This window comes from Alloprevotella rava, from assembly GCF_014195585.1.
GTDB classification, from domain to species: Bacteria; Bacteroidota; Bacteroidia; order Bacteroidales; family Bacteroidaceae; genus Alloprevotella; species Alloprevotella rava.
The window spans coordinates 95,305-108,478 of the sequence record NZ_JACICA010000002.1 but is presented as its reverse complement, the minus strand read 5'-3'; the positions used below and the strand labels follow the sequence as shown (position 1 = coordinate 108,478).

Annotated in this window: 11 protein-coding genes; 8 read left to right on the top strand and 3 right to left on the bottom strand. The window is 46.5% G+C overall.

Going from position 1 to position 13,174, the window contains the following annotated elements:
* The first annotated feature begins 49 nt into the window (after window positions 1-49).
* The 4 genes from tpx to FHS60_RS02415 all read left to right on the top strand — a co-directional run bounded on the left by tpx (window position 50) and on the right by FHS60_RS02415 (window position 3,714).
* The gene (gene tpx / locus FHS60_RS02430; protein ID WP_183694506.1) at window positions 50-550 is read left to right on the top strand and encodes a thiol peroxidase; all 501 of its coding nucleotides are present in this window, start codon (window positions 50-52) and stop codon (window positions 548-550) included.
* Window positions 551-842: 292 nt separating this feature from the next.
* The gene (locus FHS60_RS02425; protein ID WP_009347666.1) at window positions 843-1,055 is read left to right on the top strand and encodes a DUF4492 domain-containing protein; all 213 of its coding nucleotides are present in this window, start codon (window positions 843-845) and stop codon (window positions 1,053-1,055) included.
* 26 nt (window positions 1,056-1,081) lie between these two features.
* Window positions 1,082-2,569, top strand: coding sequence for a cytochrome ubiquinol oxidase subunit I (locus FHS60_RS02420; protein ID WP_183694503.1), 1,488 nt, complete (start codon window positions 1,082-1,084; stop codon window positions 2,567-2,569).
* Window positions 2,569-3,714 carry a cytochrome d ubiquinol oxidase subunit II gene (locus tag FHS60_RS02415; RefSeq protein WP_183695112.1) on the top strand — a complete coding sequence of 382 codons (1,146 nt, stop codon included), beginning with the start codon at window positions 2,569-2,571 and terminating at the stop codon, window positions 3,712-3,714. The genes FHS60_RS02420 and FHS60_RS02415 overlap by 1 nt, the downstream gene beginning before the upstream one ends.
* 134 nt (window positions 3,715-3,848) lie before the next feature.
* Here the strand turns inward: FHS60_RS02415 and FHS60_RS02410 are convergent, their stop codons facing one another.
* Window positions 3,849-4,076 carry a hypothetical protein gene (locus FHS60_RS02410; RefSeq protein WP_183694500.1) on the bottom strand — a complete coding sequence of 76 codons (228 nt, stop codon included), beginning with the start codon at window positions 4,074-4,076 and terminating at the stop codon, window positions 3,849-3,851.
* A 210-nt stretch (window positions 4,077-4,286) separates the two neighbouring features.
* The gene (locus tag FHS60_RS02405) at window positions 4,287-4,502 is read right to left on the bottom strand and encodes a hypothetical protein (protein ID WP_157575302.1); all 216 of its coding nucleotides are present in this window, start codon (window positions 4,500-4,502) and stop codon (window positions 4,287-4,289) included.
* 295 nt (window positions 4,503-4,797) lie between these two features.
* Here FHS60_RS02405 and FHS60_RS02400 point away from each other — a divergent pair, with 295 nt between their 5' ends.
* The 4 genes from FHS60_RS02400 (at window position 4,798) to FHS60_RS02385 (ending at window position 10,246) form a co-directional block, all read left to right on the top strand.
* Window positions 4,798-5,931, top strand: a complete 1,134-nt coding sequence (locus FHS60_RS02400; protein WP_183694497.1) for an N-acetyltransferase — start codon at window positions 4,798-4,800, stop codon at window positions 5,929-5,931.
* Window positions 5,932-5,963: 32 nt separating this feature from the next.
* Entirely contained in the window at window positions 5,964-8,051 is a 2,088-nt protein-coding gene (locus tag FHS60_RS02395) for a toprim domain-containing protein (protein ID WP_183694493.1), read from the top strand.
* A 159-nt stretch (window positions 8,052-8,210) separates the two neighbouring features.
* On the top strand, window positions 8,211-8,675 hold the full coding sequence (coaD, locus tag FHS60_RS02390; protein WP_183694490.1) for a pantetheine-phosphate adenylyltransferase: 465 nt from the start codon (window positions 8,211-8,213) through the stop codon (window positions 8,673-8,675).
* Entirely contained in the window at window positions 8,672-10,246 is a 1,575-nt protein-coding gene (locus tag FHS60_RS02385; RefSeq protein ID WP_183694487.1) for a S41 family peptidase, read from the top strand. The genes coaD and FHS60_RS02385 overlap by 4 nt, the downstream gene beginning before the upstream one ends.
* 845 nt (window positions 10,247-11,091) lie before the next feature.
* On the opposite strand, the gene FHS60_RS02380 is transcribed toward FHS60_RS02385, so the two are convergent.
* A complete protein-coding gene (locus FHS60_RS02380) occupies window positions 11,092-13,095 on the bottom strand; it encodes a RagB/SusD family nutrient uptake outer membrane protein (protein WP_183694484.1) in 2,004 nt (667 codons plus the stop codon).
* Between the last annotated feature and the right edge of the window lie 79 nt (window positions 13,096-13,174).

Genomic DNA, 13,174 nt, shown 5'->3' with positions numbered 1-13,174 from the left:
AGTATCTTTGTCTGCGAAGATAATCAATAATTAAAAAGAACAGACTTTTATGCAAGTAACATTTCTTGGCAACCCCGTTACATTAGTGGGTGAGCCTCTCAAAGTAGGTGAAAAAGCCCCCAAGTTTGGTGGTGTTCGCGGTGATCTTAGTGTTCTTCATCTGCCCGAACTGCTCGGCAAACGTGTAGTGCTGAATATTTTCCCAAGCCTCGATACAGAAGTTTGCGCCATGTCCGTGCGCCGTTTCAATAAAGAAGCTTCTGAGTTGGAGAATACAGTGGTGCTCTGTGTCAGCAAGGACCTCCCATTTGCTCAGCAGCGTTTCTGCTCAACAGAAGGTCTTGAAAATGTAGTTCCTGTAAGCGTGTTCCGCTGCGGATGCTTTTCAGAGAAATATGGTTTAGAGATTGCCGATGGTCCATTGAAGGGGCTTGAAACTCGTGCCGTTATCGTGATTGACGAAGAAGGTACGATTATTTACGAAGAGGTGGTGAGCGAAATCACTCATGAGCCCAATTACGAAGCAGCATTGGAAGTGCTGAAGAAGTAATTAAGGCAAGGACGAGATATTGGGCGTTCAAAAATCCTTTAGGGTTGACGCACAATATCTTTCAATAAATTCTTGGTGCAAGAAGAGTTTTTCAACTTTCAGCACCTCGAAAGATTCGGTACAATTTACGGCGTATTCTTCAGGATTGAGGAATACGCTGTTTTGTTTGTCCTAAAAAACATTTGTCTTTAATGAAAGAATTCTGGTGCAGAGTAAAAAAATATTTAACGCTTTTTGCGGGATTTATAAAATGTTTTATCTTTGTCCCCTTTCTTTTTTTAGCTAAAGAAATATGGAACAGAACACCAATATATTTAAGAGAATCGGCCGATTCTACATAGAAGGCTTTCGAAACATGACATGGGGACGTACCCTGTGGCTTATCATCTTCTTGAAATTGTTTGTTTTCTTTGTAGTTCTGCGCATTTTCTTTTTCCAGCCCTACTATAAAGGTCTTAACGATAAAGAAAAAGCAGAGATGGTAGGACGAAAACTAATGAAATGAAAACTCAATTAAAATAAAATTTATCAATGGAACTTTTATCTATTCTTGTTGATTGGTCACGTGCGCAATTTGCGCTGACAGCCTGTTATCACTGGCTGTTCGTACCACTCACGCTGGGATTGGCCCTTATCATGGCCATTATGGAAACCCTCTACTATGTGAAGAAAGACGAATTCTGGAAGCGAACGGCGCAATTCTGGATGAAGCTTTTCGGTATCAACTTCGCCATTGGCGTTGCCACTGGTTTGATTCTGGAATTTGAATTTGGTACCAACTGGTCTAACTATTCTTGGTTTGTGGGCGACATCTTCGGTGCACCACTTGCTATTGAAGGTATCGTGGCTTTCTTTATGGAGGCAACGTTTATTGCCGTAATGTTCTTCGGTTGGAACAAGGTGAGCAAATGCTTTCACCTGGCATCCACTTGGCTGACGGGTATCGGTGCAACTCTCTCTGCGTGGTGGATTCTGGTGGCTAATGCTTGGATGCAGCACCCCGTTGGAATGGAGTTTAACCCGCTGACGGTGCGTAACGAAATGGTAAGTTTCGTAGAGGTAGCTCTCAGTCCGACAGCTGTCGTTAAGTTCTTCCACACTGTGTCAAGTGGCTGGATGACTGGTGCGTTCTTTGTGCTGGGCGTGAGCTGTTGGTTCTTGCTGAAAAAGCGCAACAAGGAAATGGCGCTTCGCAGTATCCGCGTGGCAACATGGGTGGGTATCATCAGCTCTGTTGTTGTGATGACTACAGGCGATCAAAGCGGTGTTGACATCGCTAAGAATCAACCGATGAAACTGGCTGCTGCAGAAGGTTTGCAGAATGGCGGTCAGCGCGCTCATTTCTCCATTGTACCAGGTGTTGAAGTACCAGGCGTCCTCTCTGTTTTGGCAACACATGACATTGATGGTTATGTACCAGGGATTAACGACCTCATCAATGGTTATACACTGCCCGATGGTACTAAGCAGTTGGGTGGTAAAGAGAAAATGGTGCTGGGCAAGCAAGCTTTGGCCGATTTCCAAGCTTATCGTGCCGCTGTTGGAAAAGACAGTGTGGCTGCTGCCGCTGCTGAGCAACGCCTCAAAGCCAATATGCCTTATTTCGGATATGGTCATATCCAGAATGCGGAAGATCTTGTGCCCCCCGTTGGTATCGTGTTCTGGTCGTTCCGTTTGATGGTAGGTTTAGGTGGTTTTCTCTTGTTGATTGTTCTGCTCATTGCTTGGTATGATCGCAAGGGTAAGTTGGCCGATACGCGCTGGCTCTTGAAGGCCGGTCTTTGGTCAATTCCGTGCGTTTACATTGCCGGTCAGGCAGGTTGGACGGTAGCGGAAGTTGGCCGTCAGCCATGGATCATTCAAGATATGCTCCCTATCAACGCTGGTATTTCTAATTTGCAAAGCTCCAGTGTAATCATCACATTCTTCCTCTTTGCTGCTATCTTCACCGTGTTGCTCATTGCTGAAGTTAGCATTCTTACAAAGGCCATTAAGAACCATAATTCCGAAGCTCTATGATAACTTATCAATTTTTGCAACAATACTGGTGGTTCCTCATCAGTCTGCTGGGCGGTTTGCTCGTATTCCTTCTTTTTGTACAAGGAGCTAACACCCTCATCTTCCGCATTGGTCACACAGAAGAAGAGCGCGAGCTCATCGTCAATTCCACGGGCCGTAAATGGGAGTTTACTTTCACAACGCTCGTCACCTTTGGTGGAGCGTTCTTTGCCTCCTTCCCTTTATTTTATAGCACATCGTTTGGCGGTGCCTATTGGGTTTGGATGCTCATTCTGGCCTCTTTTGTTCTGCAAGCAGTGGCTTATGAATACCAGAACAAACCAGGAAATGTTTACGGGCGTAATGTTTTCCGCGGCTTCCTTGGTTTCAATGGCTTTTTCGGCCCCTTCCTTTTGGGTGCAGCAGTAGCCACATTCTTCACAGGTTCAGAATTTATTGTAGAAAAGAACGCCATTGGTAGCGCTAATCTGATGCCAGTCATCAGTAGCTGGGCTAACAACTGGCACGGACTTGAGGCGTTGGCCAATCCCTGGAACTGGTGTTTAGGTTTTGCTGTGTTCTTCTTGGCGCGTCTGCTGGGGTCGCTCTACCTCATCAATAATATTGATGATGAAGTACTGCTCCCTCGCTTCCGCCGTCAGGTGCTCATTGATGTTGTTCCATTCTTGATTTTCTTCTTAGCTTTTGTGGGCAAACTTTTGCTGGGCGAAGGCTTCGCTGTCGACGCTAACGGCGTTGTTAGTATAGAGAGCGGAAAATATGCTGCCAATCTGTTTGGCAATATCTATATTCTGTTGCTCTTCCTCTTGGGTGTAGTAGGAGTTTTGGCGGGCATCATCTTGACCCTTCTTAGCCCTGCGTTCAAGCGCGGTATTTGGGCGACAGGTACAGGTACGGTGCTGGCAGTTATGGCTTTGTTCCTCATTGCCGGTCTCAACGGTACGAGCTACTATCCCTCTACTGCCGATCTGCAAAGCTCTTTGACTATCGAAAACAGTTGCTCAAGCGAATTCACACTTCGCACAATGTCCATTGTTTCGCTGCTTATCCCCTTTGTCCTTGCTTATATTATTTATTGCTGGCGCGCTATAGACTTACGCTCCATCACGCGCAAGGAAATGGAAGAGGAAGATCACAAATACTAATTCCGTATTCCCTTGAATATAAGAAAAGGAAACCACCTCAACGACGGTTTCCTTTTTTTCGTTTTCTTCATCTCTATTCCAACGAACAAAAATAAGTTTACATCAGTCCAGCAGTACAAAACGCCTGCTGGTTTTCATTGGAGCACTGCTGTCTCATCAAGAGACGCATACCGCAGATAGCCATCTTTTGCAAGAATGAAAGTAGGACCATCCATGGGAGACTCTACATCGGCCATTGACTCATCATCAAAAGCTCTGTAGACATCATAGCCTCGCCATACTTTTAAGTACTTAGCAGAAGCATAGCCCAGTTTGCGAGCAAGCCGCACAACCTTAGCTTCGAGTGACCTAGCGTTAGCCATATTGAGTACTATATTTTATTGATTGAGAATAATTCTCTTTCCAAAGATATGTATTACTTTCATTGCCTCCAAATCTTTTTTTCTCCCTATTCCCTTTAATTGTCAGAATCGGTTTGACAGTCATTCCTCGCAACGCCTTTATTCTATCGGTTTTAGCAAGAATAAAATCTTTCCAAATAAAAAAAATCTCTACAATGTATTATTTTATAATTAGTTATACTCTTGCGAGGAGAATATGGAAAAATGTGTCTCTCTATCTTTTCCTTTTTTTCTCTCAAGTGTAGCGGAGAATATCCTTATTGCGTTTGAAAATACAATAAGGCTGTCAGCTGACTTCCTTATTGTGTCAGCTGACGCAATAAGGAAGCCAGCCAGCGGAATAAGGATGTTTTCAGAGAAGTAGGAGTCGGCCTTTTCTTTGTTCAATTAAATCTGTTATATCTTTGATGAATGGTGCTGATAGTCAGAAAGAAAAAATGTTGTTCTCATTAGATCGCATTATTTCTCCTTTTTGTGAGTGAAGCGGATAAGAAACAGCTGCTTTTAACAGGTTTAGCCACTTCAATTTTCGAATTTAGTTTAGTTCACCTCCCTACGGAGTAGCAGCATTTGTAAGAAAAGAGTAGGGAACTGCTATTGCAGAAGACCTCTCCCTGTTGTGGGTTTGGATTTCATTAGTTTTTCCATATCTTTGCAAGCTAATAATTCTCAATACATTTATATGTCAGTAGAAATTAAAAAGGTTGAAACAAAAAGTGACCTAAAAAAATTCATTCGTTTCAACTACAATTTATACAAGAACAACGCGTACAGCGTGCCCGACTTATACGAGGACATGCTTGATACATTCTCTCCGAAAAACAACCCTGCTTTTGAGTTCTGTGAAGCCGAGTATTTCTTAGCGTTACGAAACGGAGAAATTGTAGGTCGCGTAGCTGCCATCATCAACAACCGCGCTAACAACACTTGGAATCAGAAAGTGGTTCGCTTCGGCTGGATCGACTTTATTGACGACAGAGAAGTGAGTCGAGCGCTCATCGACACCGTAAAAGCGTGGGGCAAGGAGCGCGGAATGAACGAATTGCAAGGCCCTCTGGGCTTCACTGATATGGATGCCGAAGGGGCTTTGATTGAAGGCTTCGACCAGTTGTCCACCATCGCCACCATCTACAACTATCCCTACTATCCCGAACATTTTGAAGCTCTGGGTATGGAGAAAGCCGTGGATTGGGTAGAGAAGAAAATTTATATCCCCGAAGCTATTCCCGAAAAGCACGCGCGCATTTCTAAAATCATTCAAGAGCGCTATAATCTTCATATCCGTAAGCTGAAAAGCCGTAAGGAAGTGAAGGAGAACAATTTGGGTCACCGCATCTTTGAGCTTATCAACGAAGCCTACGCCCCTCTGTTTGGCTACTCTCGTATGACCGACCGCCAGATAGACAATTATGTTAATATGTACATCCCTTTGCTCGATTTGCGAATGGTGACACTCATCGAAAATGAGAACAACGAGATTGTCTGCGTTGGCATATCCATGGGCTCTCTTTCGCGCGCCATGCAAAAGGCGAAGGGCAAGCTCTTCCCCTTCGGGTGGTTCCATCTCGTCAAAGCGCTGAAATGGAAACACGACAAGGTGCTGGATTTGCTGCTCGTGGCTGTCCGTCCGGACTATCAGGGTAAGGGTGTGAACGCACTGCTCTTCACGGATCTCATCCCCATTTATCAGCAAATGGGCTTTGAATATGCCGAGAGCAACCCCGAGTTGGAAATCAATGAGAAGGTGCAAAGCCAGTGGCAGTATTTCAAAACAGAGCAACACAAGCGCCGCCGCTGCTACAAAGCAGAGATCTAAACACAACATAACGACAAAGCCCCAACCATATAATGGCAGAAGAAAAGGAAGCAGAACTGACGCCCGCAGTTGACTATCATCAGCGCGAAGAATACGATGAAAGTAAAATTCGCCACTTGGACGATACGGACCATATCCGTACGCGTCCCGGTATGTATATCGGCCGATTGGGCGATGGTAGCCATGCCGAAGACGGTATCTATGTGCTGTTGAAGGAAGCGATAGACAATTCCGTCGACGAATTCAACGAAGGTTTCGGTAAGCGTATAGAAGTGGAAGTGGAGAACGAAAAGGGAGCCTCCATTCGCGACTACGGTCGCGGCATTCCCTTAGGCTCGCTGGTGGCTGCTGTGTCGCAGTTGAACACCGGTGCTAAGTACGACACGGCTGTCTTCACTGCCAGTGTGGGTCTGAATGGTGTGGGTTTGAAAGCCGTCAACGCACTCAGCCAGAAGTTTGTAGCGCGTAGTCATCGCGATGGCCGATTCCACGAAGCCTCCTTCGAACGTGGCAAACTCGTTAGCGAAAACGAGGGCGACACAGAGGAGGAGAACGGTACATATATTTATTTTGAACCCGACCCTACGCTGTTCCTCCATTTCAAGTTCCACGATGAATTTGTCAGCAATATGCTGCGCAACTACACCTATCTGAACACGGGTCTAGCCATCTTCCACAACGGCCACCGCATCATCTCTCGCAATGGTCTTGAGGATTTGCTCAACGACAATATGACGGAGCAAAGTCTCTATCCCATCGTCCACCTGCAAGGCGAAGGAATCGACATTGCGTTCACACATACCAATCAGTATGGCGAGGAATACTACTCCTTCGTCAACGGCCAGCACACCACACAAGGCGGTACGCATCAGAGTGCCTTCAAAGAGCATATAGCACGAACGTTCAAAGAATTTTTTGGTAAGAACTTCGACGTGCAAGATGTGCGCAACGGACTCGTTGCAGCCATTGCGATTCGCGTGATAGAGCCTATGTTTGAGAGTCAAACTAAAATAAAACTTGGTTCTCTTTCAATGGCTCCCGATAAAGATAAGAATGGTCGTCCTTTTCCCCTTTCAGGCATTAGCGTGAATAAATTTGTTGGAGATTTCATCAAGGAGCACGTTGACAACTATCTACACAAGCATCTCGACATTGCTGAAATCATTCAGCAAAAGATACAAGACAGCGAAAAAGAGCGCAAAGCCATTGCGGGAGTAACCAAGGTGGCTCGTGAGCGCGCTAAGAAAGCCAATCTCCACAACGAGAAGCTCCGCGACTGCCGCCTGCACCTTAACGATACTATCAAAGGTAAGCGAGCTGGCAGCAAGAACCGCGAAGAGGACGACCACGACCTGCGCGAGGACACTAGCCTCTTCATAACCGAGGGCGACTCTGCCAGCGGTAGCATCACCAAGAGCCGCGATGCCAACACGCAAGCAGTGTTCAGCCTTATCGGGAAACCGCTCAACTGCTTCGGGAAAACCAAAGAGGTGGTCTATACCAATCGTGAGTTCTATCTCTTGCAGTCGGCACTCAATATAGAGGACGGGCTCGACGGCTTGCGCTACAACAAGGTGATCATAGCCACGGATGCCGACGTCGACGGAATGCACATCCGCTTGCTTATGCTGACTTTCTTCCTCCAGTTCTTCCCCGAACTTGTCAAGACGGGCCACGTCTACATCCTTCAGACGCCGCTCTTCCGCGTTCGCAACAAGAAGAAAAAGGTGAAGGCAGCAAAAGTCAAAACCGTTACGGACAAAAGTGCGGGAGCAGCCATTCTGAAAAAGGCTCAGAACAGCGATCGTTCCGAATATGAAACGATTTACTGTTATACAGAAGCTGAACGCTTGGCAGCGATTGAGAAACTAAGCCCCGACCCTGAGATTACCCGCTTCAAAGGTCTTGGTGAGATTTCCCCCGATGAGTTCCGCCACTTCATAGGGCCCGAAATCCGTCTCGAACAAGTTCATCTCCACAAAAGCGATAAGGTGAGCGATCTCCTGAGCTATTATATGGGTAAGAACACCATTGAGCGACAAAACTTCATCATCGACAACCTCGTGGTAGAAGAAGATCTCGCAGAAGGAGATGTTGATAACGACATATTGGACGAATAATTTTTTATCCTATTCAATAACGAACCGCAACAATCAGACAGCTCACTGCCTTTGTTGCGGTTTGTTATTGCCCAGTCGGTTATATCAAAAAGATGTAAAAACAAGGGCAAAAAGTTAGGAAAGTCGTAACTTCGCGCTCTAACACAAAGAACAGACATTATGAAGATAGCCATCTTCCCTGGGTCGTTTGATCCCTTCACCGTTGGCCACGCCAGCATCGTGGAGCGCGCGCTACCCATGTTTGATAAAATCATCATCGGTGTGGGTGTGAATGGAAGCAAACGTCCGCTCTACACGCCAGAACAACGCGTACAAGAAATCAGCAAACTCTATAAAGATGAGCCACGCATCAGTGTTGTCAGCTACAATGATTTGACCATTGATTTGGCGCGCCGCCACAACGCACAGTTCATTGTGCGCGGACTGCGTAGTGTGAAGGACTTCGAATACGAGCGCGATGTGGCATCTATGAACCAACGCCTTGGAGGAGTTGAAACCGTGATGCTTTTCTGCGAAGAACGCCACGCCTATATCAGTTCGAGCGTTGTGCGCGAACTCATTGCCTTTGGAAAAGACGTCTCCGACTTTCTTCCTAAAAAAATAGAAGATAAAAACGAACAATGAAAAAGTACATATTCCTGCTGTTCGCCCTGCTCTGCGCGAACGGTCTTCATGCGCAGCATGATTTCGGCGACATCGATGTCGAGCAGCTTCGCAAATTGCAGATGGCGCAAATGGCTATCACCAGTCTCTATGTAGATAGTGTCGATCAAAAGAAGATGACCGAAGATGCCATTCGAGGCATACTCGACAAACTTGACCCCCATTCCTCTTATTCTAACGCGAAGGACACCAAAAAGCTCACGGAGCCGCTTGATGGCAACTTTGAAGGCATCGGCGTACAGTTTAATATGCTGGAAGATACGCTTGTGGTTATCCAAACCGTGCGTAAAGGCCCGAGCGAGAAAGTCGGAATCCTCTCTGGCGACCGCATCGTGAGCGTTGATGACCTCCCTATTGCCGGCGTCAAAATGAGCCGCGATAGCATCATGACAAAACTGCGCGGTCCGAAGGGCACAAAAGTGAAACTCGGCATTGTGCGCCGTGGCGTGAAGGAGATGATCTACTTCATCGTTACGCGCGACAAAATTCCCCTTAACACGCTCGACGCCTACTACATGATAGAGCCCGGTATTGGTTATATCCATCTTGAGCAGTTTGGTGCAACCACTGGCAAAGAGATGAACGATGCCATCAAAGCCCTACAAAAACAAGGTATGCAGCATCTTATTCTCGATCTTCAGGTGAATGGTGGCGGATATTTAGGTTCTGCCGTTGAGGTGGCAAATGAGTTTTTGAAAGCAGGTGCACTCGTGGTCTACACGGAAGGGCGCACACAGCCCAAGCAGGTGCTCACGGCGGCAGGCGGCGGACTCATGCAGAGCGGAAAAGTTGTGGTGCTCGTTGACGAATACACAGCTTCGGCGGCCGAAATCGTTTCGGGAGCTATTCAAGACCACGACCGTGGCACGATTGTTGGGCGTCGCACCTTTGGCAAAGGCCTTGTACAACGCCCCATACCTCTCCCCGATGGCTCTATGATTCGCCTGACTACGGCCCACTACTATACGCCCTCAGGACGCTGCATTCAGAAACCATATGTCAAAGGACAGAAGGACGAGTACAACCAAGACCTCGAGCAGCGCTATAAGCACGGCGAACTCGTATGTAAAGACAGCATCCATCTCGATTCCACTAAGGTATATCGCACTTTGGAGAAAAATCGCATTGTTTATGGTGGCGGTGGCATCATGCCCGATGTGTTCGTACCGCTCGACACTACGACCTACTCTAAATACTATCTTGCCCTGCGCCGTGCCAATATTATCAATGAGAAAAGCTTGAAATTCATCGATAACCACCGCAAGGAAATCAAACGCCAGTATCCCGACCTCAAGAAGTTTATGGACACTTACGAAGTGCCGCAAACGCTCATCGATGAAATCATCGATGCTGGTAAGCAGAAAAAGATAGAAGCCAAGGACGATAAGGAAATGCAAAAAACACTCCCCGACTTGCACTTCACGCTAAAGAGCCTCATTATCTACGATGTGTGGGACCGCAACGAATACTTCCAATTCGTCAATCGCCGCAGCGACATTGTCAAGAAAGGTCTTGAAATCATCAAGAAGTAAGTACCTCTACTTTCATATATCAACCATTCCCGAACCACAAAGATTCGGGAATGGTTTTTTATTTCCACTAAGATCTTGCATCTATTTTCCTCAACTGGAGATATTACTTGTATTCTTCGCTGCTCTCAGAGAAAGTGTTTTCCGTATTCACATCTTCTTCTCAAAGCAAATGTTGTTCGTGTTTCATTTCCACTGTCCTCTGCGGGGACACCTCATGCTTAACCGTGGGTGATGCCCGAACGGTAGTGAGGGTGAACCCACGGGTAGTTATATATATATGCGTGTGAATACCCTTATTGTGTCAGCTGATAGAATAAGGCTATCAGCTGACGCGCTTATTGTATTTCTAAACGCAATAAGGGAAAGTGAGAACGAAGCAGGAAGGCTCTTTCCTGTATGTTGTTTTTTGCTGTCATGTCGTCACGTTGTCACACTTTGAGTATAACAACCTGAGAACCTGTATATTACGCGCGTGACGACGAGTGACAACAGTGTGACAACAAAAATTTTTGTTGTCACACCAACAAGCGACTGTCTATCAATACATTCCTCCCCTGTGTGACAACGTGACGACAAAAAACGAGTTTTTTTCTGGGGAGGAGAGATGGGGAATACTCCTTCCACGCTTTTTGTGTGACGCTGCCGGTGTTGGAAGTAAGTGCAGTCGTTTGTCCTTTTCTCCACGGGTTCTCCCTCACTATCGCTTGGTCATTACCCATGGTTAAGTATAGTGCGCCTCCATGGGAGGCGTGAGAAACGTAGTGCTCTGAGAAGTAGTTTCTCCACAGCAACTAACAAAAAAAGAGGGAAGCGAACTTCCCTCTTTCGTTAAGAGATATTAGAAATTATTCGATGGTTCCAGCTCCGTTACCATCAATCATTGGCCAACCTGGATTCTGATAAACAACAGAGGTCTTCAGGTCTTTCTTGTCGGTTGCCGTTTTGCGGAAAACAGACTGTGGCAGTGGCATGAGGTAGTGAGCCGGAGTGAAGTTCAAACCATTGTAGAGCAGGTTGTGAGATTCGGGCTTGATTTGGTAGGGGCGGATATAGTCGCTCAGCGTCTGAGCAGACATGTTGCCCTTTTCACCGCTCAAGTCAACGACGGCCTTGTCGTTACCATCTTTGTCAAGGAATGCACCTTGGTAGACAGTACCCCAATAGCGGAAACCTTCAATCTGGTAGTTCTTCACTTGGTCGCAAGCGCGCCAGCGTTGTAGGTCGGCCCAGCGGAAGCCTTCGCCAATCAGCTCATTGCGGCGTTCACGGCGGATATTGTAAAGAGTTGGCTCGATGAGCTTACCATGAGAGTAAGCGGCAAAGTCGCCCTTAGCTTCCTCCGACATGTCGGTTGCAGCGATCGTTATGCTGTAGTTGTCATTTATTTTAGCACGGCGGCGGATGGCCTTCCAATAGCTGTCAGCAGTAGCATCGATTGTTCCGTTCAGTTCGTAAGAAGCTTCGATGTAGTTGAGCAATGCTTCAACACCACGGAACAAGAGGCTACCATTCACACTGTGGAAGTGGGTGAGGTACATTTTGGGATTGTAGTGTTTACCCTTCTTGATCATATAGCCCGTTACAGCACGCTTTTCGATTTCTTCGAAAATGCTATTTCCCAACTGCACGCGAGCCGTAGTGCCATCATCAAAGTAGCTCTCAACACTGTTGTCACCCTTTGTGAAGATGCGGATACGTGAGTCGCGATTGGCCAGTGTAGCAGAGATACCATTCTGTTCCTGTGCAGTGTTATATCCTGAAGCGGCAGCATAGATGGGATAGCCGTTTTCCATTACGAAGGAGTTGATGAGACCACGTGTCCAACCCGTGTTGCAACCGTTCTTCTGGAAGTATTGCTGCGTGTTATGTCCTGTTCCTTTTGCTACGCTGTATTCGCGCCACATCAGTACTTCGGGGTAAGTGGACATATCCACATCGCAGAACATTGTGTAGTAGGGGTTGATAGACTCATACTTAGCGTCCATTCCTTCTGGCGTATTCTTGTTTTCTGCCAGTTGATTGACCATCTTATCACCCAGCATTTTTGCACTCTTCATGGCTTCGCCGAGGAAGTATTTCACTTCAGTAGCGTTGTCATAGTCGGCAGCATCTTTTGCATCACCAGGCCAATCCTTGCCGCCCGGAACGAAGGCTGTTCCGGCATGATATTTCTCAAAAGTTCCTTCGTAGAGAGCTACGCGGCTGCGAAGCAGGTAAGCTACATCGCGGGAGATGCGCTCTTTCTTTTCGTCTGGAGAAACCTCTTTGAGTAGACTGATAGCTTTGTCGAGGTCTTCAAGGATGAAGCGAGCCACTTTGTTACGCGGATCACGATGAGAGGCTTTGAGGAGAACGCTTTCTTCATCGGGAAGTGCTGTAGTGATGATGGGGCAGTCGCCGATATTCTTCAGGAGATTGAAGTAGGCGTATGCACGGAGAAGATACATTTCGCCAATGTAGTGCTTGATATTATCTGCATTTCCTTGAATCTTACCAGCTTCGTACTTAGGAAGAACCTTCTCGAAGAAGTAGTTGCAATGGCGCACTTGAGTGAAGTTCCACGGATTGCTACTACCCACCTTGTATTGCCCTGGAATCCATAGGTTAGAACCTCCAGCATTCACCTGGTTGTCTGTACCGTTATCATCGGCGAAAGTACCAATGCCGTAAGAACCAGGTTGGATGGAATTGAAATTATAGAGATTGATGCTATATGCAGCAAGGTCTGCTTCGGCTGTAAAGTACTTACCAGGAGTAAGGCTATCTTCTGGTTCACGATCCAGAAAGTCATTACAGCTTGTCAGTGTTAACGCACCACACAGCAGCAGTGAAAAATATTTTAGTTTCATAATGTCTTTTTTATTAAAGAGTACATTTAGATTGATGCGGAATAGAACTTTTCCGCTCTTTTCTCAGCGAATTATGAGA